Here is a 22677-nt window from a genome sequence, read left to right on the forward strand (position 1 = left end):
GGGCCGCCGGCGGGGCCCCCACGCGGGACCCGGCGCCCCCCGGCCCCCGCGTTCAGTCGTCTTCCGCGGCCACGAGCTCCGCCACCGCGAGCGCGCAGCCCCACGACACCGTGACGCCCGCGCCGCCGTGCCCGTAGTTGTGAATCAGCCGTGCCCCGCCGGGCAGCCGGCCGGTTTCCAGCCGCGCGGGGGAGCGGGCCGGGCGCAGCCCGACCCGGTGGGCGAGGACGCGGGCGCCGGCCAGGCGCGGATGCACCCGGGCGCAGCGGCTGATGATCGAGCGGGCCGTGCCCGGCGAGGGAGTGCGGTCCCACACGTGCTCCCGTGCGGTGCCGCCGAGGACCACCCCGTACGGCTGCGGGAGGACGTAGAGGATCTCGCCGGTGCCGTGGTTCTCCGCGGCCAGCCACTCGTCCACCCCGGGGTTCTCCACCACGACGACCTGTCCCTGCACGGGGTGCACCAGCGGGTCGGGCACCAGGGCGCGGGCGCCGAGGCCGGTGCAGTTCACGACGACCGGTGCCGCGCGCCCGGCCTCGGCCAGGTCCGGCACGTCCCGGTCGGTGACGGTGCCGCCCGCGGCCGCGAGCCGGTGCTGGAGATGACCGAGATATGCCGTCATGTCGACCAAGGGGGTGCGGGCCCGGACACCGTGGCCGTAGCCCGCGGGCAGCTCGCCGGGCCCGGCCGGCCGAAGCCCGGGGACGCCGGCCGTCCAGGGGCCCTGCTCCTCCGGCGCCGTACTCGCATGGGTGCCGTCGACCATCCGGACGCCCGTCTCCCGGGGCCTGGCGGCGAGCTGCGACAGCACCCGGAAGGACTCCAGCGACCAGGCGGCGACCGCCTCCTCGGGCTCGATCCGGTACGGCCACCACAGGCCTCCGGCCACCGCGGAGGTGGTGTCCGCCGCCCGCTCCCGGCTCCACACCCCGACCCGCCGCCCGGCCTCCGCCAGCACCACGGCAGCGGTCAGCCCGATGACCCCGGATCCCACGACGATCACATCGTCCGCCATGCCGACACCGTACCCCCGTGTCCGGAACCTCTTTCCCCGGATATCGGTTCTGTTGACTTCTCCGCCGCCCTGTGGAATTTATTCCCCACCCGGATCCGGCTTTTCGCCATTCCTCAGGTTCCTCAGATTCCCCGGAGTCCCCAACCACAGGAGCGCCATGTCCAGATCCAGAGTTCTCTTCCTCTGCAGCGCGGCAATAGCGGCGATATGCGGCCCGGTGCTGCCGGCGCACGCAGCGTCCCCCGCGATCACCGTGCCGCCCGATAAAATCGTGATCGAGGTCGCCACGGTCAACGGTTCCGGGTGTCCCGCCGGCTCCGCCGCCGTGGGCGTCTCCCTCGACAACACCGCTTTCACCGTCACCTACAGCAAATACCTCGCCCAGGTGGGCCTCGGCGCGAAGCCGACCGACTTCCGCAAGAACTGCCAGCTGAATCTGATCGTCCATGTGCCGCACGGATTCACGTATGCCGTCGCCAGCGTCGACTACCGCGGATATGCCCAGCTCCAACCCGGAGCCACGGGCGAGCAGAAGGCCTCGTACTACTTCCAGGGCCAGTCGCAGACCACGGTCAAGTCCCACCAGTTCAAGGGCTCGCTCGACGACAACTGGCAGGCGACCGACACCAACGAGATCGCGCAGTACGTGTGGGCACCCTGCGGGGAGCGGCGCAACTTCAACATCAACACCGAGCTGACCGTCAACGCCGGCACCTCCGACCCCACGAAGACCACCAGCTTCATGGCCATGGACTCCACGGACACCGCCATCAACACCATCTACCGCATCGCCTGGAAGGAGTGCCCGCCGAAGCGGTAGCCCCCGGGGTTGTGGGAACCGCACAGGACCCCGGGGCCTGCGCTGGCGCCGGCCCCGCTGTCCGGAAACGGGTGGGGCGGACGAGGATGAACGGGTGCTCGATACCCTCAATCCGGCGGACCCCGGCTTCGCACGCGACCCGTACCCGTACTACGCGCGCCTGCGCACGGCGGGCCCCGCGGCGCGGGTGGCGCTGGCCAACGGCACGGAGGCCTGGCTGGTCACCGGCTACCGGCAGGCCCGGGAGGTGCTCGCCGACCCCCGCTTCTCCAACGTGCCACCGCACGCCGCGGGCCGCCCCAAACCCGACTCCCCGGCACAGCGCGCCCGCGGCTGCCTCGCCCGCCACATGCTCAACACCGACGCCCCCGACCACACCCGGCTGCGCCGGCTGACCACGGCCGCGTTCACCCCGCGCCGGGTGGACGCCCTGCGCCCCCGCATCGAGCAGCTCACGGCGGAGCTGGTGGCGGACGTGGCCGGGGAGCTGGCCCGCGAGGGCGCCGCCGACCTCGTCGACGCCTTCGCCTTCCCGCTGCCGGTCCTCGTCATCGGCGAGGTGCTCGGCGTGCCCGCGGCGGACCGGGCGGACCTGCGTACCTGGACATACCGGGTCGGTTCGCCCGCCGACGCCCTGCCCGCCGGAGCCGTCGACGAGGCGTGGACCCGCCTCCACGCCTACTTCACCTCCCTCATCGCGCAGAAGCGCCGGATACCCGGCGACGACCTCTTCAGCGCCCTGATCCACGACGCGGGCGAGGGCGGCCTGGACGACGGCGAGCTGCTGGCGATGGCGTTCCTGCTGCTCTTCGCCGGCTACGAGACGACCATGAACCTTCTGGCGTCCGCCTCGCTCCTGCTGCTCACCCACCCCGGCGAGCTGGCCGCGGCCCGGCAGGGCGGCCCCGGGCGCTGGGCCGCCGTGGTCGAGGAGGCCCTGCGGCACGCGAGCCCGTTGGAGGGGACGACCTGGCGGCGCACGACAGAGGAGGTCGACCTGGGCGAGGGCGTGGTCCTGCCGGCCGGCGCCTCGGTCCTGGTGGTCCTCGCCGCCGCCAACCGCGACCCCGAGGCCTTCGCCGAGCCGGACGCGTTCCGGCCCGCCCGCTACGCCGCGGCCGGTGAAAGGGCCGCGCCGCACGCGGCCTTCGGGCACGGACCGCACTTCTGCCTCGGCTCGCGGCTGGCCCGGCTGGAAGCGGAGATCGCCCTTCCGATGCTGTTCGGCGAGGGCTCCCGGATGCCGGGCCTCTCCCTCGCGGCCGACCCCGCCCTGCTCGCCTACCGCCCCGGCCTCCTCGTCCGCGGCCCGCGGCACCTTCCCGTCCGCCCCGTCAGCGCGATGGCGCCCGGCGGAACACGAACCGGCTGATTCCGCCCCCGGGTTGACGTGCCCGGCCGTGCGCCGGCCCGTCCGTCCAGGGTGGCGGGAGGGACGTTCTTCCCCTGCCCGTGCCCATGGGCTCTACAGTGGCCTGTGCCTTTGTGTGCTGCCAGGGAGGAAGTGCGTAGTGGTCGACACGGTCCGGGGTTGTGTGCTGTTACTGGACGGTACGCCTGACCGGCGACGAGGTGTCCTGCCGAATCCGACCGCACATGCCATTGCGGGCGCCAACCCCCGCCGCTTCCTCGCCGCGGACGCCGTCGACGTCGTGCAACTGCCCGCCGTGGAGGGGCCGCAGAGCGCCCTGGCCTATCTCCAGCACGCCGCGGCCGTGCCCGGCCCGCTCCTGGTCTGGGTGACCGGACGGCTGATGATCCCGGCGCGCCGCGGCGGCGAGCTCCACCTGGCCCTGCCCGGCAGCACCCCGGCCACCGTCCGCTACACCGGCCTGCCCTGGGCCTGGCTGCTGCGCACCCTGCAGGCCCACGCGGGCCCGGTGCTGGTGCTGGCGGACCTGGAGGCGGACCCCGCCGCCCGGCCGCACGTGGAGAGCGGCGCGCATTCCGGGGAACTCTCCCAGGGCGTGCCGCTGTTCGGCGTCGTCAACCCCGTCCCGCCGGTCGCCGCGCGCGAAGCCGGCCCGTACACGCGGGCGCTCCTGGAAGCGCTGCAGACCGGTGACCACCGGGCCGGCGCCGTGCTCGACGCGTCCGCCCTGCACCGGCAGGCCCTGCTAGGGGCCGGTCCGGGGCAGGAAGCGCTGCCTCTGCAGTGGGGCGTGCCGGGACCGGTCCTGGCCAACGTCGCCGCGCCCGCCCGGCCCCATCCCCGGCCCCGGCAACAGCCCCGGCCACGGCCCGCGGCGGCGCCCGTACCGGCTCCCGTGCCGCAGCCCGCGCCGGTGCAGGCCGCGGCACCGGCGGCGCCCGTCCCCGCAGCGGAGCCGGCGGCCCAGCCCCAGGACGATCTGCTGCCGGTCATCCTGGCCGCCGCCCACGCCGGCCGGCACAACGAGGCCGCGGCCATGGCCGCCGCGGGTGAGCAGCAGGCCCTGCGCCGCTACGGACCGGACAGCCCCGAGGCGGGGCTGTGGGTCGAGGTCCGCGCGGACCTCGCCCGCATGGCCGGAGACCACGCGCGGGCCGCCGAGCTGTGGATGACGGCCGCGGGCGGACGCCTGGGCCGCAGCGGACCCGCCGACGGGGAGGTGCTGGCGGCGGTGAAGCGGGCACACTTCTGCTGGCAGCACAGCGGCGACCGGGCGGTCCGCCTCGCCCCCGCCCTGCTCGCGCTGTGGGAGCGGCTTCCCGGAGGCGAGGGCGCGGCCGAGCACATCCGGATGCGGCTGCAGGAAGCGCAGGAGGTCCCGCCCACGGTGGCCCACTGATGCCGCATCAGGCGGTGCGGTCCTCCGGGACGACGGCCAGGGCCTCGACTTCGAGGAGCAGCTCCGGCTGGAAGAGCGCACCGACCTGGACCGCCGAACTCGCGGGCAGCCGCGTAGGGTCGAGGAAGGAGTCGCGGGCGGCGCGGACGGCCGGGAGGTCGGCGATGTCGGTGACGAAGTAGGTGAGTTTGACGACGTCGTCGAAGGAGGCCCCCGCGGCCGCGAGGCAGCGCCGGAGGTTGGTGAAGACCTGCCGGGCCTGGGCCTCGGGGTCGCCGGCGCCCACGAGCCTGCCGTGCTCGTCGTGCGCCACCTGCCCCGATACGGCCACCAGCCGGCCGGTGCCCGTGACCACGTGGGTGTAGCCGGTGGCGGGGGCGACCCCGTCGGGGGCGGGGAGGTATGTGAGGTGGGTGCGTTCGCTCATGAACGGCATCCTGCCCTACGGCCCGCGCACGGCCTGTACGCGGTCTCACGCGGTCTCATGCGGCCTCACGCAGCCTCACGCAGCCGGGAGTCCAGGCCGGGAGCCGGTAGAGCCGCCGCGCGGTCTCCGATCCGATCAGCCCGGCGATCCGGGGCACTTCGGCCGCGGGCCACGCACCGTCGTCCACCCACGCCTGCGTCAACTGCCCGAGCGCCCGCGTGAACAGGCGGGTGCCGGCGACGTACAGCTCCGGCAGCCCGTAGGCGTCGGTGGAGAACATGACCTTTCCGAACGGAGCCAGCTCCAGCACTTCGGCGAGGACCGCCGTGGCCCGCGCCCCGGTGTGGGAGAGGGTGAGCCCGACGTCGGCGTAGACGTGCGGGAACACCCCGGCGAGATAGGCCGCGTTGCGGTGGTACGGGTAGGCGTGCAGCAGGACCAGCGGGCAGCCCGTCGGCCGTACGGCCTTGATGAAGTCGGTGAGCAGCGCAGGGTCGCTGCGGTGCAGGCGCAGATCGGGGTCGCCGAAGCCGGTGTGGATCTGCAGGGGCAGCCCGGTCCCGGCCGCGGTCCACAGGAGGTGGCGCAGGAGCACGGGGTCGTGGAGGCGACCGCCCGGCTCCCGCCCGGCCAGCCAGCCGTCCGTGGCGGCCCGCAGCTCCCCGGGGCCCGGCGGGGCCGGGTCGAAGTCGAGCCCGTGGCGGTAGGCGGCCACCGATTTGAAGCCCACGGCGGAGCGGGCCGCCGCGTGCACGGCTTCCTGCAGGCCGTCGAGGAACTCCCGGCCGCTGCCTGACTTGTCCGCCGTGTGCTCGGCGAGCGTCTCCAGCCGGACGATCTCGTGGGCGCGCCCTCCGCCTGCACGGGCGAGCTCGTGGTGGGTGGTGAGGTCGTCGGCCAGTCCGGTGTCGACGACGTAGTCGGTGATCCCGGTGGCGCCGAGGAGCCGCCGGTTCACCTCGTCCGCGCCCAGTGCGGCGCGCCGGGCCAGGTAGTCGGCGGGCGCGCAGTGGGCCGGGAGCCCGAGGAGCGGCGGGCACCAGCGGCGCACGGCGAAGCCCAGCTGGCTGTCGAAGAACGTGGTGCCGTCGGCGGCGGGCGCGTCGGACTCCGTCAAGTACGCCGTGAAGCGGGACGCGGTGAGCGGGCCCCGGGCCACGCCGTGGCAGTGGTGGTCCACCAGGCCGCCGCCGGAGGGCTGTTCGGCGGGCGGTGCGGTCGCTGTCCGGTTCGCCATGGCTGCTGCCTTCTTCGCGACGTCGGTCCGGCCCGGGCAGGCCCCGGTCGGTCAGGGCCGGTCAGGTTCAGAAACGGTGCCGGAGGTCCTCGACGAGAGCCTCCGGGGTGTGGTGCTGCAGGCGCGCGTACTCGCCCTCGCGGACGGCGAGGAAGGCCTCGTAGAGCGGGTCGCCGAAGGCCTCGCGCAGGAGAGCGGAGCCGCGGAAGTGCTCAAGGGCCTGCGGCAGGCTCGTGGGCAGGCGGGGGACTCCGGCGTGGGTGACCGCCGGATCGCCGCTGACGGGGTCCGGCAGGGTGCACCGCCGGTCGATGCCGTCGAGCCCTGCGGCGATGACCGCGCCGGCCACCAGGTACGGGTTGGCCGTCGCGTCGATGCACTTGATCTCGGCGTTGGCGCCCTGGAGGTCCTTCGCCGGACCGGGAATGAAGCGGAGGGCGGCTTCCCGGTTCTCGGGTCCCCAGCACTGGAAGACACCGGCCCACATGGACGGTGAGAGCCGGAGGTAGCCGGCGGGGTGCGGACAGGTGACGGCCAGCAGCGCGGGCAGCGCCTGGAGGACCCCGGCGAGGAACGCCTCGCCGATCCGCGTCATGCCGAAGGGGCCTTCGCCGCCGCGGCACAGATTGCTGCCTTCCCTCCAGAGGCTGAGGTGGAGGTGCGCACCGTTGCCCACGGCCCCGTGCTCGACCACGGGGGCGAACGTGGCGTGCAGGCCGTGGTGCGCGGACACGGCGCGGATCGTCTCCCGTACGAGCACCGCGTCGTCGGCGGCGGCCACCGGGCCGGCCGGGGCGGTGGAGACCTCGAACTGGCCGGGGGAGTACTCCGGGTGGATCTGCAGCACGTCGATGCCCTGGGCTGCCAGGGCCTCCAGGACGTCGCGCACGTAGCCGGAGAGCGCGGTGACGCGGGTCATCCCGTAGGCGGGGCCGGGGCCCGCATAGCGGCGGGTGCGGCCGGGCGCCTCCGCGGCCCCGTCCTCCTCGGCCGCGTGTGTGACGACCCATTCGGTCTCGTAGCCCATGCGCAGTTCGAGACCGGACTGTGCGGCGTGCCCGGCCATGCGCCGCGCGAATCCGCGCTGGCAGGCCGCGTAGGGAGCGCCGTCCTGCTCGCAGCGGTCGGCCGGGGCCCAGGCCCAGCCCGGCTGGGCGGCCAGCACGGTCAGCCGGCCGAGGTCGGGGAAGAGGCGCAGATCCCCGTCGGGCCCGCCGATGTGGGCGCTGGTGACGGCGGAGTCGTCGCTGAGGTACACGTCGAAGACGGGGGACATGCCGACGCCCCACTGCGCCGCGTGGGCGAGCCGGGCCGTGGGGACGGCCTTGACGCGCGCGATGCCCGCGTTGTCGACCCAGGTCAGGGCGACGCCGTGGATGTCCTTGGCCGTCAGGCGCGCCGCCTCCTGGCGCGCTGCCGAGGCCGCGGCCTCGTGCGGGGGTGTGTCCACGCTCGCTCCCGGGTGCCGGTGCCCTCAACTGCCCTGTGCGGGCCATTACACCGTACGGTGACGGGCCCCGCGGGCAAAGAACGCCCCGGCCCGGTGACGCCCGGGCCGGGGCGGCGGCAGCCGGGCGGCCGCCGTGGTAGGGGGCTTCCGCAGCGGTGCGGCGCGGGCTACCAGCGGTACCAGCGCCCGCCGCCGGAGCGGACGAGGAAGCCGAGCAGCCAGAGCACGATGACGATGAGCGCGACCCACCAGAGGATCTTGAGGGCGAAGCCCGCGCCGAAGAGGAGCAGGGCGAGGAGCAGGACGATGAGCAGTGGAACCATGGGGTTCACCTCCATCCGGTCGCATGCCCCCGAACGGCGCCCTCATGAGCGCAGTGCGCCCGGTCGCCCGGGCGCGTGCTCCTGACCGCCTGCAGCGCCCGGCCGGGAAACGCAGGCCGGGGCGGACGGACCGTGATCGCGGGTTTGGGTCCGCCGGGACGCGGTATCCGCAGGGCGAGGCCCTTCATGACTGATAAGGCAGACGAACCCGACGAGACCGGCACGGGCCCGGAAGCGGGAACACGGCCGGACCTCACCGCACCCCAGGTACTCCGCGCGGCCCGCGAGCAGTTCGCCGAACTGACCGGACTGCAGCCCGAAGGCGTCTCCCGGTTCGAACGGACCGAGGACGGCTGGACGCTGGAGGCCGAGGCGGTCGAGGTCGCCCGGATCCCCGAGACCATGAGCGTCATGGCGCTCTACGAGCTGACCCTCGGCCCCGACGGCCTGCTCACCGGCTACCGCCGCGTCCGGCGCTACGAGCGCGGCAGGTCCGACGCCCGCTGAGCCCCCTGCCGCGAGCGCCGCCGCACCGGTCCCGTCGCGACGAGAGAACAACGCGACGAGAGAACAAGACGAGAGGAAACCGCCCGAGATGAGCGTTGTCCCTGCGCAACCGGGCACCGGCTCCGCCGGCGGCACCAGCGGTCTGTACGACGTGATCGAACTGGTGCTCGACCGCGGGCTGGTCATCGACGCGTTCGTACGCGTCTCGCTGGTCGGCATCGAGATCCTGAAGATCGACGTACGCGTCGTCGTCGCCAGTGTCGACACCTACCTGCGCTTCGCCGAGGCCTGCAACCGCCTCGACCTGGAATCCGGACCCCACAAGAGCGCCGGCCTGCCCGAACTCGTCGGCGAGGTGACCGAGAGCGGCGCCCACGGCAAGACCAAGGGCGCCCTCTCCGGCGCCGCCCAGACCGTCTCCGACGCCATTCACCAGGTGCGCGACCGCGGCGAGGAACCGAGCCGCAGCCGCCGTTCCACCTCCCGCAAGAAGGAGGACACCGAGTGAGCACCTACGTCTACGGCATCGCGCGCGCCGGCAGCACCCACCTGCCCGACGGCCTCACCGGCATCGGGGACCCGCCACGCCCTGTGCGGGTGGTGAGCCGGGCCGGCCTGGCCGCGGTCGTCAGCGACTGCCCCGAGCAGCTGCGCCCCAAGCGCCGTGACCTGCTGGCCCACCAGCAGGTGCTGGCGGCGGCCGGCCGCCGCGCCCCCGTGCTGCCGATGCGCTTCGGCAGCGTCTCCGACAGCGACGAGAACGTGGCCGAAGTGCTCTCCGAGCACTGCGGGCGCTACGAGGAACAGCTCGACCGGCTCGCCGGCCGCGTCGAGTACAACGTCAAGGTCCTCCACCGGGAGGACGCCGCCCTGCACCTCGTCCTCTCCGAGGACGCCGGGCTGCGGGCCCTCGCCGAGGCCAACCGGACCGCCGGCGGCGGCTCGTACGAACAGCGCCTGCGCTTCGGCGAAAAGGTCGCGAACAGCATGCGCGAACGCGAGGCACAGGACGCCGCGCTGGTGCGCGACGCGCTGGCGCCCCTGGCCGAGGACCACCGGGACGGCCCGCAGAGCGCGGGCTGGTTCCTGAACCTGTCCCTGCTCGTCGAGGAGTCCGCATCCCGGCGGCCGCTGGAGGAGGCCGGGCGGCTCGGCGAGCGTCACCCGCAGCTGGACATCAAGGTCAACGGTCCGCTCCCGCCGTACAGCTTCGCCACGTGATCACCTTCGTGAGCTGGGTGCTGCGCCGCGTCGTCGCCGAGGCCGAGCGCCTCCACCACGACCCGGCGGCCGTCCGGCGTGAACTCGAAGTGCTCGAGGAGCAGCTGGTGAGCGGCGCCATCGACGAGGAGGAGTTCGACCGGCGCGAGGACGCCCTGCTGGACCGCATGGAGGCGGCCGGGCAGCGGCCCGCAGGAGGAGGCGCGGCATGACCGGCCGACCGGCGCCGTCGCTCCCCGGCGGCAGCAGCAGCTCGGCGAACCTCGCCGACATCCTGGAGCGCGTGCTCGACAAGGGCATCGTCATCGCCGGCGACATCCGTGTCGACCTGCTCGACATCGAACTCCTCACCATCAGGCTGCGCCTGGTCGTCGCCTCCGTCGACAAGGCCCGGGAGATGGGGATCGACTGGTGGGAGAGCGATCCCTCCCTCTCCTCGGGCGCCCGCCGGCGCGCACTGGACGCGGAGAACGCACGGCTGCGGTCCCGCATCGCCGAACTCGAAGCACACGACGGGGAAGCACGCGACGGAAGAGCACGCGACGGGGACACACGCGACGGGCTCGAAGAGCTTGAAGGAGCCGAAAGGAGGGGTCCCGGTGAACCGTGACCGTACGGAACTGCTGTACGCCTACGCCGTCCTGCGGGACACCGGTGCAGCCGGGGACGGGCCCGGCACGGTCACCGGCGCCACGGGCGTCGCCGGCGAGCCGGTGCGCGCGGTGCGGGAAGGCGGACTCGTGGTCCTGGTGGGGTCCGTCCCCGCGGCCGAGTTCGACGAGGAGGGGCTGCGCGAGCGGCTTGAGGACCTCGCCTGGCTGGAGCACGTCGCGCGCGGCCACCAGCGGGTGGTCGACGCGGCGTCGGCCGGCGCGCCGTGCGTCCTGCCGCTGCGGCTCGCGACCGTCTACCGCGACGAGGCAGGCGTGCGCCGCATGCTGACGGCCCGCCACACCGCGTTCGGCGCCGCCCTGGACCGGCTGGAGGGCCGCGCCGAGTGGGGAGTCAAGATCCACACCGTTGCGGAGGGGGCCGCCGAAGCACCGGCCGCGACGCCCCCGCCCCCGCCCCCGCTCCCGGGCCCGCGTTCCCGGGCCCGCCCACGAGCGCCGCGCGCCGCCACGTCCGGCCGCGACTACCTCCGGCAGCGTGCCGCGGAACGCCAGGCGCGCGAGGAGGAGTGGCGGCACGTGGACGAGGCCGCGCGCGGCATCCACGCCGCCCTCGCCACCCTCGCGGAGGAGACCCGGCTCTACCCGCCGCAGAACCCCCGCTTCACCGGGCACCCGGGCCGCAACGTCCTCAACGCCGCCTACCTCGTGCCCCGCGAGCGCGGTCCCGCCTTCACCGCAGCCGTCGCCGGACTGGCCGGCCGCGCACCGCAGGACGGGCTGAGGGTGGAGCTGACGGGGCCGTGGGCGCCGTACTCCTTCGTGGCCGGCGAGCCGTCGCGGGAACCCGCCCACGACACGGGCACGGCATGACCGGCACCGGCAGCGGTCCCCTCGCCGAGCGGCGCCTGTCCCTGCTCGACCTCCTCGACCGGCTGCTCGCGGGAGGCGTCGTGCTGGCCGGCGACCTCACCCTGAGCATCGCCGACGTCGACCTCGTCCGCGTCGACCTGCGCGCGCTCATCAGCTCGGTCGAAGGGGAGGACCGTCCATGACGGCGCGCCGGCTGGAGCTGGACGAGGAGGCCGTCGAACGCGACCTGGTCACCCTCGTGCTGACCGTCGTGGAGCTCCTGCGTCAGCTGATGGAGCGCCAGGCGCTGCGCCGCGTGGAGCGCGGTGACCTGAGCGAGGACCAGGAGGAGCGCATCGGCCTCACGCTGATGCTGCTGGAGCGGCGCATGCAGGAGCTGTGCACCCGCTACGGACTGGAGCCGCACGACCTGAACCTCGACCTCGGCCCGCTCGGCTCCCTCCTGCCGCGCGAGTGACCCGGTCCCTGCCGCGCGAGCGATCCGCCCCTGCCGCGCGAGTGACCGGCGCCCCACCGTCCGAATGGCCCATCCCTGGTTTGTGCGACGGCGCCCACGGCTACACACGAGGCGCCCGCCGCAACGGGCACGGGCTTAACGGAGGGGCGATGCCGCAGCTGGAGCAGGAGAGACCCGACGAGACGGCGGAGACCGCCGACAGCCCGCGGCTCCGGCTGGGCAGCAGAATGCTCACCTATGTCACCACCACCGATCACAAGACGATCGGGAACATGTATCTGGTGACCGCGTTCTGCTTCTTCCTGTTCGCCGGGATGATGGCGATGGTGATACGGGCGGAGCTGGCCCGGCCGGGGCTGCAGATCGTCAGCACCGCGCAGTACAACCAGCTGGTCACCATGCACGGCACGGTCATGATGCTGCTGTTCGCCACGCCCATGTTCGCCGGGTTCGCCAACGCCGTGATGCCCCTGCAGATCGGCTCCCCGGACGTGGCCTTCCCCCGGCTCAACGCGATGACGTACTGGCTGTTCCTCTTCGGCGGGCTGATCGTCGTCTCCGGATTCGTCGTCCCCGGCGGCGCCGCGCCCTTCGGGTGGTTCGCCTACGCCCCGCTCAACAGCGCCGTCTTCTCGCCCGGAGCCGGCGGCGACCTGTGGGCGATGGGCCTGGTCGTGGCGGGCCTCAGCACGGTCCTGGGGTCGGTGAACTTCATCGCCACCATCGTCTGCCTGCGCGCACCGGGCCTCACGATGTTCCGCATGCCGGTCTTCACCTGGAACATCCTCTTCACCTCCATCCTGGCGCTGCTCGCCTTCCCCGTGCTGACCGCGGCCCTGCTGTGCCTGGAGGCGGACCGGAAGTTCGGCGCGCACGTCTTCGACGCGGCCAACGGCGGCGCGGTGCTGTGGCAGCACCTGTTCTGGTTCTTCGGCCACCCCGAGGTCTACATCGTCGCCCTGCCGTTCTTCGGCGTGATCACCGAGATCATCCCGGTCTTCAGCCGCAAGCCGCTCTTCGGCTACGCCGGGATGGTCGGTGCGACCATCGCCATCACGATGCTGTCGGCCAGTGTGTGGGCGCACCACATGTTCGCGACCGGGGCCGTCCTGCTGCCCTTCTTCTCGCTGATGTCCTTCCTCATCGCCGTCCCCACGGGAGTGAAGTTCTTCAACTGGATCGGCACCATGTGGCGCGGCAGCATCTCCTTCGAAACCCCGATGCTGTGGGCGGTGGGCTTCCTCGTGACCTTCCTGCTCGGCGGTCTCAGCGGCGTCCTCATCGCCTCCCCGCCCCTCGACTTCCACGTCACCGACTCGTACTTCATCGTCGCGCACCTGCACTACGTCCTCTTCGGCACCGTCGTCTTCGCCATGTTCGGCGGCTTCTACTTCTGGTGGCCCAAGTGGACGGGGCGGATGCTCGACGAGCGCCTCGGCAGGATCCACTTCTTCACCCTCTTCGCCGGCTTCCAGATCACCTTCCTGGTGCAGCACTGGCTCGGCGAGGCGGGCATGCCCCGGCGCTACGCCGACTACCTGGCCGCCGACGGCTTCACCCTCATGAACACCGTCTCCTCCATCGGCGCGTTCCTGCTCGGCATCTCGACCCTGCCGTTCCTCTACAACGTGTGGCACACCGCCCGCCACGCCCCGAAGGTGACCGTGGACGACCCCTGGGGTTACGGCAGGTCCATGGAGTGGGCCACCAGCTGCCCTCCGCCGCGCCACAACTTCCACGCCCTGCCGCGGGTGCGCTCCGATTCCCCCGCCTTCGACCTGCACCACCCCGAATCCCTGGAGACGGCGGAGACGAGGAGCATCCCGAAGTGAAGACAGAGGCGGTCCTCTTCGCCGGCGTCGCCGGCTTCTTCCTCGGCACCGGAGCCGTCTACGTCTGGCTCTCCGGCCGCGAGCCCGCGGGGACCGCGGCGCTGACGGTCTCCTTCATCATGGCGTCGCTGATGTCGTTCTTCTTCACCATGAACTACCGCCGCCGGGGAGCCCGGCCGGAGGACCGCAAGAAGGCCGACATCGCCGAGCGGGCGGGCCCCCTGGACTTCTTCCCGCCGCGCAGCGCCTACCCGGCCCTGACCGCCCTGGGAGCCGCGCTCTCGGCTGTGGGCATCGTCTTCGGCCTGTGGCTGTTCATCATCGGGTTCGGCGTCCTGGCCGCGGGCGTGGGCGGCATGTCCTTCCAGTACGTCCAGCGCGACTAGGCAGAGTGCGACGCCTCTTCGGCGTTCCGCCTCTTCGGCCGGGGCCGGGGTCGTGCGCTCAGGGCGGTGAGAGTGGCGTTGAGGCCGAGGGATACCGGCCCGGCCGGCGTCAGGTCGGGTGCGATCCCGAGTGCCTTGGTGACGGCCCACGAGACCGCCAGGGCCGCGACGAGGACGGCGACGTAGGCGAGGAGGAACCGGCCCGCTTCTGTGCGCGCCCGCAGTGACCACACCACGGTCAACGGGAGCGTCCAGAACAGCACGCAGCTGAAGAGCCACATCGCGTACAGGGTCAGTTTCGGGTCGAGGGCGGTGTCGCTGTCCAGCAAGTAGGCCGGCCAGGAGTCGAAGGTGCCGCTGACGGTATGGAAAACCGCCATGAAGGTGGAGAAGACGATCGCGAGCCACAGCAGCACCAGCCGTCCGCGGCTGCGGCGAGTGTGTGGCGCCGGCCTGCCCGGGGGCCGGGCCGGACGGGCCAGCCAGGCCAGGACCGCAACCGGAGCGTGCAGCGCCCACTCCGGCACCGACAGGAGCCCGGATATGCCGTGGCCCCCCAGCCCGGTCGCCACGTACATCACCGCCTGTGAGCCGTTCAGCAGCGCGACGCAGCCGAGTGCCGGCCTGGTGACCGCAGCCGGACAGTGCCGCAGGAGCACCAGGACGACCGGGTAGGTCCAGGCGATCGCCGACATGCCGTGCCACATCATCCGGAGCCCCTGCCGGCCCTCGGCAGCGGCGTCGCCGGCCATCAGTGCGTCAAGGGTCGGGGTGGTCTGCACGAACGTGTGCAGCACCGCGGTGATCGTCGCTACGGCCACGGCGGCCCACAAAGCCCACGGCCGTGCAAGGCGCACCCTCGCGTTTGTATCCGATGTATCCGGCGTCATGGTTTTCGTCGGAGTGTTCATTCCCTACCTCCCGCCGTCGGGGAACCAGCTGTACTCACCCACGTGCCGATCCGTACAGTGCTGTACGGAAGACGATAGAAGATCCATACAGTGCTGTATAGATGGTGGAGAGGTGACCTGACTCATGGCCACGGCGCGTACCCCGCGCGGCAGTTGGATTGCCGCGGGCCTTCAAGCTCTGACCTCCGGCGGGGTGGAGGCGGTGCGGATCGAGTTGCTGGCCAAGGCGCTCGGCGTCACCCGGGGCGGCTTCTACTGGCACTTCGCCGACCGGCAGGCCCTGCTCGAGGAGATGCTCGACGCCTGGGAAGGGGACGCGACCACGGCGCTGATCGAGAAGGTCGAGGCCGCCGGCGGTGACGCGCGGACCAGGCTGCAGCGGCTGTTCACCGTCGCCGCTTCCGGTGACGGCCTGCTCACCGACATCTTCACCGACTTCGCGATACGCGACTGGTCGCGGCGCGAGCCGGCCGTGGCGGAACGGATGCGACGCGTCGACAACCGGCGGATGGACTACCTGCGCGAGCTGTTCGGCGAATTCTGCGCCGATCCCGACGAGGTGGAGGTCCGCTGCACGCTGTGCTTCATGGTGTGGATCGGCAACCGTCTCCTGGACGTCGACCACGGCGAACGCGGCCCGGCCGAGGTCATGGAGCTCATCCAGCGCCGGCTGTTGCAGTAGGGACGGCGCGCCGTGCCCGGGCCCGCGGCTACGTGCCGCGCTCGGCCGGCTCGTTCGGCCCGGTGGGCGGGGCCGGCTCGTCGGGCTCGACCGGTGCGGCGGTGCGCTCCTCGACCGCGCGCCGCTGCTCGGGCGTGACCGGGACCTCCACGCGGTCGCGGTAGTACCAGGAGCTCAGGGCCAGCCGCAGCCGCTGCCTGCGCGGCAGCTCCCCTGTGGGAGCCGCGAGCGGCCGCGGGATCTCACGCACCATCAGGCGATAGGTGCGTTCGGCGGACAGCGGCTCGTGGCCTTCGCCCAGCCCGCCCTGGACGTCCTGCTCGACGTTCCCGCTCTCCCGGCCCTCGGCCAGCAGCGTGCGGTCGTGGGCCTGCAGGGCCAGGCAGATCCGCCGGGCGGCCCAGAACGCCAGCACCGGCCCGACGACGACCGCGATGCGGAAGATCCAGGTCAGGGTGTTGACGGAGACCCGGAAGGAGAACGCGATCACGTCGTTCCCGCCGGCCGCCAGCAGGACGGCGTAGAAGACGATGCCGGCCACCCCCAGGGCGGTCCGGACGGCCTGGTTGCGCGGGCGGTCGCTCAGGTGGTGCTCCGTGCGGTCGCCCGACACCCACTTCTCGAGGAAGGGGTACAGATACAGGCCCGTGAACAGCACGCCGGGCAGGACGACGGCCGGGATGAGCACGTTCCACATGAAGGTGTGCCCCCACAGCACGGTCTCCCACGGGGGCATGACGCGCAGGGCCCCTTCCAGGAACCCCACGTACCAGTCGGGCTGGGCGTCCGTCGCCACCTGGTCGGTGCGGTAGGGCCCGTAGGCCCACACGGGGTTGACCTGTGCGAGCGCGCCGAGCGCCGTCAGCAGGCCGGACAGCATCAGGAACAGCCCCGTGGACTTGGCGGCGAACTGCGGGAACATGGGCGTCCCGACAGCATTGCGGTTGGTCCGGCCGCGCGCCGCCCAGTGGGTGTGCTTGAGGTAGACCACCAGGAGCAGGTGCACGGTGATCAGGGCGATCAGCACGCCGGGCACGAAGAGCACGTGGACGACGTACAGCCGGGGAATGACGATGTGGCCCGGGAACGGCCCGCGCCAGATGAACGAGCTCAGGTACGTGCCCACGACGGGGATCGACATCACGATCGTGTTCGCCGTCCGCAACCCGGTCCCGGACAGCAGGTCGTCGGGCAGCGAATAGCCGGCGAACCCTTCGAGGAGCGCGAGGACGAACAGCGTCAGCCCCACGATCCAGTTGACCTCCCGGGGCCTGCGGAAGGCACCCGTGAAGAACACGCGCAGCATGTGCACCGCGATCGCGGCCACGAAGATCAGCGCGGCCCAGTGGTGGATCTGCCGGATGAGCAGACCACCGCGCACCTCGAAACTCAGGTCGAGCGTCGACAGGTACGCCTGCGACATCCGCAGGCCCCGCAGCGGCTCGTACGGCCCTTCGTACACGCTCTGCGTCATGCCCGGATCGAAGAAGAGCGTGAGGTAGGAGCCGGTGAGCAGCAGGACGGCGAAGCTGTAGAGGGCGAGTTCCCCGAGCAGGTACGACCAGTGGTCGGGGAACGCCTTGCGCAGCAGTGCCTTGGCCGCTTCGGCGGCCGGCAGCCGCCGGTCCAGCGCCGTGAAGCCGGTCAGGGCCGCCGCACGGACCTTCTCTTTCACCCGCCACGCTCCTGTCGGCTCGCCGGCACCCGCTTCCACGCGCGGGACCGCGGCTGATGGGTAACCGGCGCGCCGGAAGCTCAACCGCATGATCGCCGGGTGTCACCCGGACTGCGCGGCGCTCCGGGCGTCGTCCTGCGCCTTCTGGCGGGCCAGCGCCTTCTTGTGCCCGGTGTCGAGCACGGCCAGGACGCCGTACGTGAGGACCGCCGCCGCGACCGCCACGGGGTAGCACCAGGGGGAGGGGAGATAGTTCGCCGCTCGCAGGACGCTGCCCTCGTCGCCGCTGACGAGCCGGTAGAGGATCGCCAGCGGGCCCTCCCAGACACCCACGATCAGCACCACGATGGACATCACCCTGTACCAGGCCTCGTGCACGACGCCTCCTCCGATCACGGTTCGGTTGCTTGATACGACTGTATCAATGATGCATGAAAATCGGGCAACCGGGGCTATTTCGTCACGTATTTCCTAGCGGAGTACAGTGCCTTTATGCGTGACGAAAATCTGGTGGGGTGCCGTGTCTGCGGGGCGCCGCTCGCCACAGCCGTCCGGGGCCGCCCGCCCGTCTACTGCTCGCGCAGCTGCCAGGCCAAGGCGTACCGGCGGCGGGCCGGCGCGCGCGGCCGGCCGGCAGCGGCGCCGCCCGCGGCCGCCGAACCCGCCGCTCATGCCGAGGGGAGATCGCGGAGGCGGCGTCAGATCGCCGAGGCCGTCTGGAAGATCGCGGCGGAGCGGGGCCTGGAGGCGGCGAGCATGCGTGAGGTGGCGGCGGGGGCGGGTGTCTCCCTGCGCGTCGTCCAGTACCACTTCGGGAGCAAGCACGGCCTCCTCGTCTCGGCGCTGCACCTGCTGCACGAGGAGAACGACCGGCGGGCCCGGGCGCGCATGGCCGCGCTGGACGACCCGGAGGACCTGCGGGCGGTGCTGGGGGCGGTCCTGAACGAGTTCCTGCCCCTGGACGAGCAGCGCCGCGGCGCCCTGCGCGTCTTCGTCGCGTACTACGTGCGCAGCCTGACCGACCCGGCGCTGGCCGAGGTCTTCCTGCACGCCTCCCAGCCCGTCGAGCAGCTCGTCGCCGGCCTGATCCGGCAGGCGGGAGCGGCGCCCGGCACCGACCCCGGACGGGAGGCGGACCTGCTGGTGTCGGGGGTGACGGGGCTGGGGATGGACGTGCTGCACGGCCGGCGCACGCTCGCCGACGTCCGTACGACGCTGGACTACCACCTCGACCGGATCCTGCCCGCGCACTGACCGTACGGCAGGAGGGGGCGGGCGCCGGGTCGTCCGGCGCGCGCCCCCTCGTGTCACTTCACCGTCAGGAGGCCCGGCCGGGGATCTCCGCCCGGACCGTGCGGGCCGCCGTGACCAGGTTCTCCAGGGAGGCCCGGACCTCGGCCCAGCCGCGGGTCTTCAGGCCGCAGTCGGGGTTGACCCACAGGCGCTCTCCGGGAATCGCCTCCAGGCCCTTGCGCAGCAGCGCCGCCGCCTCGTCCGCGCCGGGGACGCGCGGCGAGTGGATGTCGTAGACGCCGGGCCCGACCTCGCGCGGGTAGCCGGCGACGGCCAGCTCCGCGGCGACCTGCATGTGCGAGCGGGCGGCCTCCAGGCTGATGACGTCGGCGTCGAGGTCGTCGATGGCCTGGAGGACGTCGCCGAACTCCGCGTAGCACATGTGCGTGTGGATCTGGGTGTCCGGGCGGACGCCGCTGGTGGACAGGCGGAACGCCTCGGTCGCCCACGCGAGGTACCCGGCGTGGTCGGCGGCCCGCAGCGGCAGCGTCTCGCGCAGGGCGGGCTCGTCCACCTGGATCACCGACGTCCCGGCGGCCTCCAGGTCGTTCACCTCGTCGCGCAGGGCGAGGGCCACCTGGCGGGCGGTCTCGCCGAGCGGCTGGTCGTCGCGGACGAACGACCAGGCGAGCATGGTGACGGGGCCGGTCAGCATGCCCTTGACGGGGCGGCCCGCCACCGACTGGGCGTAGCGGGTCCAGCGCACGGTCATCGGCTCGGGACGGGAGATGTCACCGGCGAGGATCGGCGGGCGGACGTAGCGCGTGCCGTACGACTGGACCCAGCCGTGCTGCGTGGCCAGATAGCCCGTCAGCTGTTCGGCGAAGTACTGCACCATGTCGTTGCGCTCGGGCTCGCCGTGCACGAGGACGTCGATGCCCGCCTTCTCCTGGAAGGAGATGACCTCGCGGATCTCGGCTTCGATGCGCTGCTCGTACGCGGCGTCGTCGATGCGTCCGGCGCGCAGGTCCGCGCGGGCGGTGCGCAGCTCCGTCGTCTGCGGGAAGGAGCCGATGGTGGTGACCGGCAGCAGCGGCAGGCCGAGGTGGGCGCGCTGGGCGGCCGCCCGCCGGGCGTACGGCTGCGAGCGGCGCCCGTCGGCCTCGGTGACGGCGGCGGCGCGGGCGCGCACGGCCGGGTCGCGGGTGATGGCCGAGCCGGCGCGGGAGGCCAGGCCGGCGCGGTTGGCGGCCAGTTCGGCCGCGATGGTGTCGGTGCCCTGCGCCAGGCCGCGGGCCAGCGTGACGACCTCGGCGGTCTTCTGGCGGGCGAAGGCGAGCCAGCGGGCGATCTGCGGGTCGATGTCCCGCTCGGCCGTCGCGTCCAGCGGCACGTGCAGCAGGGAGCAGGACGAGGAGACGTCGACGCGGCCGGCGAGGCCGAGGAGGGTGCCGAGGGTGGACAGGGACTTCTCGAAGTCGTTGATCCAAACGTTGCGGCCGTTGACGACGCCCGCGAGGAGGCGCTTGCCGGGCAGCCCGCCGGCGGCCGCGAGGTCGTCGAGGTTGGCGGCGGCGGGCCCGGTGAAGTCCAGGGCGAGGCCCTCGACGGGGGCCTTGGCGAGGACGGGCAGGGCCTCGCCGAGCCGGTCGAAGTAGGAGGCGACGAGCAGCTGGGGCCGGTCGGTGAGGCCGCCCAGGTCGCGGTAGGCGCGGCCGGCGGCGTTCAGCTCGGCGGGGGAGCGGTCCTGGACCAGGGCGGGCTCGTCGAGCTGCACCCAGGCGGCCCCGGCGGCCCGCAGATCGGCGAGCACCTCGGCGTACACCGGCAGCAGCCGGTCGAGGAGGGTGAGCGGTTCGAAGTCGGCGGCGACGCCGGGCGCGGCCTTGGCCAGCAGGAGGTAGGTGACGGGGCCGACGAGGACCGGACGGGGGGTCAGGCCGAGCACGAGGGCTTCCTTCAGCTCGGCGACCTGCTTGGTGGAGTCCGCGGTGAAGACCGTGTCGGGGCCGAGCTCGGGGACCAGGTAGTGGTAGTTGGTGTCGAACCACTTGGTCATCTCCAGCGGCGCCACGTCCTGGGTGCCGCGGGCCATGGCGAAGTAGCCGTCGAGGGAGCCGGCTTCGACGGCCGCGCGGTGCCGCGCGGGGATCGCGCCGACCATGACGCTGGTGTCCAGGACGTGGTCGTAGAGCGAGAAGTCACCCGTGGGGACCTCGTGAACGCCGGCATCCGCCAGCTGCTGCCAGTTGGTGCGGCGCAGTGCGGCGGCGGTGTCCCGGAGGGCGTCTGCGGTGACGCGGCCCTTCCAGTACCCCTCGATCGCCTTCTTCAGTTCACGGTTGCGGCCCTGACGGGGATAGCCGTACACGGTGGCCTGGGCTGCCGCGGCTGCGGACTTGCTGGTCACGGAACTCTCCTTCGCGAGCGTGCGTGCGTCCATGACCCCGGGGGACGGGCGGAAGGCGCGAAGGAACGGCAGAACCGGGCGGGTTGCCGCCGGAATGCGGTCGCGTTGTGCGCCGCCGTCCGTGCCCGCCTGATATGTGCGCCGACCCGCCCTCGAGGTCACCGGGATCTCCGTGCGCTCGGCAGCGCACGGGCAGTCGGCAGGTCTTCGGACTCGCGGGCACGCCACATGGCACCTACTGGCCGTCGCTTCCCGGATCCGTACGGATCCAGTGCGTATGACGGCGGTCGTTCCCGCTCACCGCTGCGGGGCAGTCCCGGATTCCCACCGGGTTCCCTCTTGCGACGCGCCTGCCTGGCGAGCAGGGCGAACCGGCTGCACCGTCACCCTATGGTGCCGGACGGGCCCACGGACAGACCTGTTCGGATACCGGACTGTGGTGTGGGACACGCGACGCACGAACGGGCGTTCTTCAGGAGGCCGTTCGCGTGGCCAGGCGCAGGCGCAGCTCCATCTCGTGCTCGCCGGAGACGTGCCCCCGGTGCTCGACGGCGAAGGCCTGTTCGAGCTCTTCCTTGACCTGGCGGACGGGGTCGGCCGCGCCGAAGAGATCGGCGGTCACCGAGCCCGAGAGCGGCGTCTTCTCCGCCTGCCCCGCATCGCCGCCGGCGCGCGTCCGGGTGTCGACGCTCATGCACCAGATCATGGGGCCGGCGCCGGGACTGCCCGGCCCGGTCTCGCTGCGCGGCGGCCCGGCCTCGGGGAAGACGGCCTCCAGGACGCCGAAGACGGCGCCCGCGTCCTGGTGGCCGCAGTCCGTCAGATGCACGCTGACGTGGTCCGCACTCTCCCGGGCATCCGTCACTGCTCCTCCTTCGCCGTCCTGGCCGTGGTCGGGGGTCTGCCGCCGTGCGGGGAGGCCCTGCCTCGACCGTACGGCGCGCCGGGGTGCTCTGGCGCGGGCTGTGCGACCATCCGGGCCAGGTACCCGGCTCCCGCAGGAAGATGCAGCGTCGGATTCAACGGCCTCACCCGAACGGTGGAATGCGCCGAAAGTAATTGACTGATTACGCTTGGTGCATGAACCTGTGGAGTCCAGCGCCGCCGCCGTGGCAGCCCGCCGTGCGGGCCGCGGTCGCCGTGCTGGTCTCCGTCCTGCTGCTGTTCTCCGGAGGGAGCGGCACGGTCCTCGCCCTGGGCACCGGCCCGGAGGAGAGCTCCGTCTCCGTCGAGTTCGCCGCCACCGACGACTGCATCGCGGACACCCGCACGCCCCGCGCCTCGGTCTCGCCCGCCAGGCGCTCGTGCCTCCCGCCCCTCGGGGCCGCCGCATCCCCGGCAGCCCCGCCCTGCCCGCCGGCACCCCCGGCCGGCGCCGAGGGCTCCGCGGCGGCCGCGGGCCCCGCGCGCAACGACGTCCTGCGCTGCTGAGAAGGCCCGCGCCCGCCCCTGCCCGTACGAGGGCGGGCCTCGCGTGCGGAATTCCCTTCACACCGGCAGGCACGAGAGCAGAGAGACGTCATGCCCCTCGATCCCGCGCGTGTCCTGAGTGCGTACCTGCGCGCCCAGGTCTACCGCGCCCACGGCCCAGACCCCAAGCCCGCCCCCACCGACGGTGAGCGCCCTCCGGGCACCGAGAACGCCCCCCACGGCGCCGACCCCGTGTGCCCGGCCGAGGAGAAGCCTCCCGCCGGGCCCGGCGCGAGCCTCCCTGTCGCGGAGACCGGGCCGGCCGCGCCCCGCGGGGCGCCTCCCGCCCGGCCCGGCCTGTTCGCCCGTCTGCTGCTGTACGTGCGGCAGGAGTAGCCGGGGCCGCCCGGCGGGCCGTCCGGTCCC

27 protein-coding genes and 1 riboswitch are annotated in these 22677 nt (G+C 73.0%); of the genes, 17 read left to right on the forward strand and 10 right to left on the reverse strand.

Annotated features, from left to right (window positions below; translation table 11 throughout):
• Positions 1–52 precede the first annotated feature (52 nt).
• Positions 53–1015, reverse strand: coding sequence for an FAD-dependent oxidoreductase (locus IE241_RS27440; protein ID WP_190024536.1), 963 nt, complete (start codon positions 1013–1015; stop codon positions 53–55).
• Positions 1016–1172: 157 nt separating this feature from the next.
• On the opposite strand from IE241_RS27440, the gene IE241_RS27445 reads away from it, so the two are divergent.
• From IE241_RS27445 to IE241_RS27455, 3 genes are all read left to right on the forward strand, one after another.
• Entirely contained in the window at positions 1173–1835 is a 663-nt protein-coding gene (locus IE241_RS27445; RefSeq protein ID WP_190024537.1) for a DUF4360 domain-containing protein, read from the forward strand.
• A 94-nt stretch (positions 1836–1929) separates the two neighbouring features.
• Complete coding sequence (locus IE241_RS27450; protein WP_190024538.1) at positions 1930–3207, forward strand: cytochrome P450 family protein; 1278 nt, start codon at positions 1930–1932, stop codon at positions 3205–3207.
• A gap of 139 nt (positions 3208–3346) precedes the next feature.
• Entirely contained in the window at positions 3347–4606 is a 1260-nt protein-coding gene (locus IE241_RS27455; protein WP_190024539.1) for a hypothetical protein, read from the forward strand.
• Positions 4607–4613: 7 nt separating this feature from the next.
• Here the strand turns inward: IE241_RS27455 and IE241_RS27460 are convergent, their stop codons facing one another.
• From IE241_RS27460 to IE241_RS27475, 4 genes are all read right to left on the reverse strand, one after another.
• Complete coding sequence (locus IE241_RS27460) at positions 4614–5033, reverse strand: RidA family protein (RefSeq protein WP_190024540.1); 420 nt, start codon at positions 5031–5033, stop codon at positions 4614–4616.
• Positions 5034–5088: 55 nt separating this feature from the next.
• Complete coding sequence (locus IE241_RS27465; protein WP_190024541.1) at positions 5089–6270, reverse strand: amidohydrolase family protein; 1182 nt, start codon at positions 6268–6270, stop codon at positions 5089–5091.
• A 67-nt stretch (positions 6271–6337) separates the two neighbouring features.
• Positions 6338–7720, reverse strand: a complete 1383-nt coding sequence (locus IE241_RS27470) for a glutamine synthetase family protein (RefSeq protein WP_229899890.1) — start codon at positions 7718–7720, stop codon at positions 6338–6340.
• Between the two features lie 167 nt (positions 7721–7887).
• Complete coding sequence (locus IE241_RS27475) at positions 7888–8043, reverse strand: DUF5670 family protein (RefSeq protein ID WP_190024542.1); 156 nt, start codon at positions 8041–8043, stop codon at positions 7888–7890.
• A gap of 186 nt (positions 8044–8229) precedes the next feature.
• Between IE241_RS27475 and gvpO the strand changes: the two genes are divergently transcribed.
• From gvpO to ctaF, 10 genes are all read left to right on the forward strand, one after another.
• Positions 8230–8550, forward strand: a complete 321-nt coding sequence (gene gvpO / locus IE241_RS27480; RefSeq protein ID WP_190024543.1) for a gas vesicle protein GvpO — start codon at positions 8230–8232, stop codon at positions 8548–8550.
• 88 nt (positions 8551–8638) lie between these two features.
• A complete protein-coding gene (locus tag IE241_RS27485) occupies positions 8639–9058 on the forward strand; it encodes a gas vesicle structural protein GvpA (protein WP_190024544.1) in 420 nt (139 codons plus the stop codon).
• Positions 9055–9771 (forward strand): GvpL/GvpF family gas vesicle protein, encoded by a 717-nt coding sequence (locus IE241_RS27490; protein WP_190024545.1) that lies wholly within the window; start codon positions 9055–9057, stop codon positions 9769–9771. The genes IE241_RS27485 and IE241_RS27490 overlap by 4 nt, the downstream gene beginning before the upstream one ends.
• On the forward strand, positions 9768–9983 hold the full coding sequence (locus IE241_RS27495; protein WP_190024546.1) for a gas vesicle protein GvpG: 216 nt from the start codon (positions 9768–9770) through the stop codon (positions 9981–9983). The genes IE241_RS27490 and IE241_RS27495 overlap by 4 nt, the downstream gene beginning before the upstream one ends.
• Positions 9980–10381, forward strand: a complete 402-nt coding sequence (locus IE241_RS27500; protein WP_190024547.1) for a gas vesicle protein — start codon at positions 9980–9982, stop codon at positions 10379–10381. The genes IE241_RS27495 and IE241_RS27500 overlap by 4 nt, the downstream gene beginning before the upstream one ends.
• Positions 10371–11255, forward strand: a complete 885-nt coding sequence (locus tag IE241_RS27505) for a GvpL/GvpF family gas vesicle protein (protein ID WP_190024548.1) — start codon at positions 10371–10373, stop codon at positions 11253–11255. The genes IE241_RS27500 and IE241_RS27505 overlap by 11 nt, the downstream gene beginning before the upstream one ends.
• Positions 11252–11437 (forward strand): gas vesicle protein GvpJ, encoded by a 186-nt coding sequence (gene gvpJ / locus IE241_RS27510; RefSeq protein WP_190024549.1) that lies wholly within the window; start codon positions 11252–11254, stop codon positions 11435–11437. The genes IE241_RS27505 and gvpJ overlap by 4 nt, the downstream gene beginning before the upstream one ends.
• Positions 11434–11712, forward strand: a complete 279-nt coding sequence (locus tag IE241_RS27515; RefSeq protein ID WP_190024550.1) for a gas vesicle protein K — start codon at positions 11434–11436, stop codon at positions 11710–11712. Before gvpJ ends, IE241_RS27515 begins: the two co-directional genes overlap by 4 nt.
• A 149-nt stretch (positions 11713–11861) precedes the next feature.
• The gene (gene ctaD / locus IE241_RS27520) at positions 11862–13544 is read left to right on the forward strand and encodes an aa3-type cytochrome oxidase subunit I (protein ID WP_190024551.1); all 1683 of its coding nucleotides are present in this window, start codon (positions 11862–11864) and stop codon (positions 13542–13544) included.
• Positions 13541–13930: an aa3-type cytochrome oxidase subunit IV gene (ctaF, locus tag IE241_RS27525; RefSeq protein ID WP_190024552.1), complete on the forward strand. Its 390-nt coding sequence runs from the start codon at positions 13541–13543 to the stop codon at positions 13928–13930. Before ctaD ends, ctaF begins: the two co-directional genes overlap by 4 nt.
• Here the strand turns inward: ctaF and IE241_RS27530 are convergent.
• On the reverse strand, positions 13927–14727 hold the full coding sequence (locus IE241_RS27530) for a hypothetical protein (protein ID WP_190024553.1): 801 nt from the start codon (positions 14725–14727) through the stop codon (positions 13927–13929). The genes ctaF and IE241_RS27530 overlap by 4 nt on opposite strands.
• 238 nt (positions 14728–14965) lie before the next feature.
• On the opposite strand from IE241_RS27530, the gene IE241_RS27535 reads away from it, so the two are divergent.
• Positions 14966–15523: a TetR/AcrR family transcriptional regulator gene (locus tag IE241_RS27535; protein ID WP_190024554.1), complete on the forward strand. Its 558-nt coding sequence runs from the start codon at positions 14966–14968 to the stop codon at positions 15521–15523.
• 28 nt (positions 15524–15551) lie between these two features.
• On the opposite strand, the gene qcrB is transcribed toward IE241_RS27535, so the two are convergent.
• Together qcrB and IE241_RS27545 are read right to left on the reverse strand one after the other, a co-directional pair.
• Positions 15552–17288, reverse strand: coding sequence for a cytochrome bc1 complex cytochrome b subunit (gene qcrB / locus IE241_RS27540; protein ID WP_190024555.1), 1737 nt, complete (start codon positions 17286–17288; stop codon positions 15552–15554).
• A gap of 12 nt (positions 17289–17300) precedes the next feature.
• A complete protein-coding gene (locus IE241_RS27545; RefSeq protein WP_190024556.1) occupies positions 17301–17576 on the reverse strand; it encodes a hypothetical protein in 276 nt (91 codons plus the stop codon).
• Between the two features lie 114 nt (positions 17577–17690).
• Here IE241_RS27545 and IE241_RS27550 point away from each other — a divergent pair, with 114 nt between their 5' ends.
• Complete coding sequence (locus tag IE241_RS27550; protein WP_190024557.1) at positions 17691–18452, forward strand: TetR/AcrR family transcriptional regulator; 762 nt, start codon at positions 17691–17693, stop codon at positions 18450–18452.
• A 64-nt stretch (positions 18453–18516) separates the two neighbouring features.
• Here IE241_RS27550 and metE read toward each other — a convergent pair whose 3' ends face one another.
• Positions 18517–20841, reverse strand: a complete 2325-nt coding sequence (gene metE, locus IE241_RS27555) for a 5-methyltetrahydropteroyltriglutamate--homocysteine S-methyltransferase (protein WP_190024558.1) — start codon at positions 20839–20841, stop codon at positions 18517–18519.
• A gap of 181 nt (positions 20842–21022) precedes the next feature.
• A riboswitch (cobalamin riboswitch) is annotated at positions 21023–21233 on the reverse strand.
• 80 nt (positions 21234–21313) lie between these two features.
• Positions 21314–21706: a hypothetical protein gene (locus IE241_RS27560; RefSeq protein ID WP_190024559.1), complete on the reverse strand. Its 393-nt coding sequence runs from the start codon at positions 21704–21706 to the stop codon at positions 21314–21316.
• Positions 21707–21921: 215 nt separating this feature from the next.
• Between IE241_RS27560 and IE241_RS27565 the strand changes: the two genes are divergently transcribed.
• Together IE241_RS27565 and IE241_RS27570 are read left to right on the forward strand one after the other, a co-directional pair.
• Complete coding sequence (locus tag IE241_RS27565) at positions 21922–22272, forward strand: hypothetical protein (protein WP_190024560.1); 351 nt, start codon at positions 21922–21924, stop codon at positions 22270–22272.
• 90 nt (positions 22273–22362) lie between these two features.
• Positions 22363–22647, forward strand: a complete 285-nt coding sequence (locus tag IE241_RS27570; RefSeq protein ID WP_190024561.1) for a hypothetical protein — start codon at positions 22363–22365, stop codon at positions 22645–22647.
• Positions 22648–22677 lie beyond the last annotated feature (30 nt).

It is taken from the genome of Streptomyces hiroshimensis (assembly GCF_014650335.1).
GTDB classification, from domain to species: domain Bacteria; phylum Actinomycetota; class Actinomycetes; order Streptomycetales; family Streptomycetaceae; genus Streptomyces; species Streptomyces hiroshimensis.

What these genes read in the sequence shown, in the direction of transcription:
- qcrB (WP_190024555.1), bottom strand. Translation starts at nt 17,288, where the DNA reads ATGCGGTTGAGCTTCCGGCGCGCCGGTTACCCATCAGCCGCGGTCCCG.
- gvpJ (WP_190024549.1), top strand. Translation starts at nt 11,252, where the DNA reads ATGACCGGCACCGGCAGCGGTCCCCTCGCCGAGCGGCGCCTGTCCCTG.
- ctaD (WP_190024551.1), top strand. Translation starts at nt 11,862, where the DNA reads ATGCCGCAGCTGGAGCAGGAGAGACCCGACGAGACGGCGGAGACCGCC.
- IE241_RS27465 (WP_190024541.1), bottom strand. Translation starts at nt 6,270, where the DNA reads ATGGCGAACCGGACAGCGACCGCACCGCCCGCCGAACAGCCCTCCGGC.
- IE241_RS27550 (WP_190024557.1), top strand. Translation starts at nt 17,691, where the DNA reads ATGCGTGACGAAAATCTGGTGGGGTGCCGTGTCTGCGGGGCGCCGCTC.
- IE241_RS27445 (WP_190024537.1), top strand. Translation starts at nt 1,173, where the DNA reads ATGTCCAGATCCAGAGTTCTCTTCCTCTGCAGCGCGGCAATAGCGGCG.
- IE241_RS27515 (WP_190024550.1), top strand. Translation starts at nt 11,434, where the DNA reads ATGACGGCGCGCCGGCTGGAGCTGGACGAGGAGGCCGTCGAACGCGAC.
- IE241_RS27570 (WP_190024561.1), top strand. Translation starts at nt 22,363, where the DNA reads ATGCCCCTCGATCCCGCGCGTGTCCTGAGTGCGTACCTGCGCGCCCAG.
- IE241_RS27535 (WP_190024554.1), top strand. Translation starts at nt 14,966, where the DNA reads ATGGCCACGGCGCGTACCCCGCGCGGCAGTTGGATTGCCGCGGGCCTT.
- IE241_RS27440 (WP_190024536.1), bottom strand. Translation starts at nt 1,015, where the DNA reads ATGGCGGACGATGTGATCGTCGTGGGATCCGGGGTCATCGGGCTGACC.
- IE241_RS27460 (WP_190024540.1), bottom strand. Translation starts at nt 5,033, where the DNA reads ATGAGCGAACGCACCCACCTCACATACCTCCCCGCCCCCGACGGGGTC.
- IE241_RS27475 (WP_190024542.1), bottom strand. Translation starts at nt 8,043, where the DNA reads ATGGTTCCACTGCTCATCGTCCTGCTCCTCGCCCTGCTCCTCTTCGGC.
- gvpO (WP_190024543.1), top strand. Translation starts at nt 8,230, where the DNA reads ATGACTGATAAGGCAGACGAACCCGACGAGACCGGCACGGGCCCGGAA.
- IE241_RS27485 (WP_190024544.1), top strand. Translation starts at nt 8,639, where the DNA reads ATGAGCGTTGTCCCTGCGCAACCGGGCACCGGCTCCGCCGGCGGCACC.
- IE241_RS27500 (WP_190024547.1), top strand. Translation starts at nt 9,980, where the DNA reads ATGACCGGCCGACCGGCGCCGTCGCTCCCCGGCGGCAGCAGCAGCTCG.
- IE241_RS27565 (WP_190024560.1), top strand. Translation starts at nt 21,922, where the DNA reads ATGAACCTGTGGAGTCCAGCGCCGCCGCCGTGGCAGCCCGCCGTGCGG.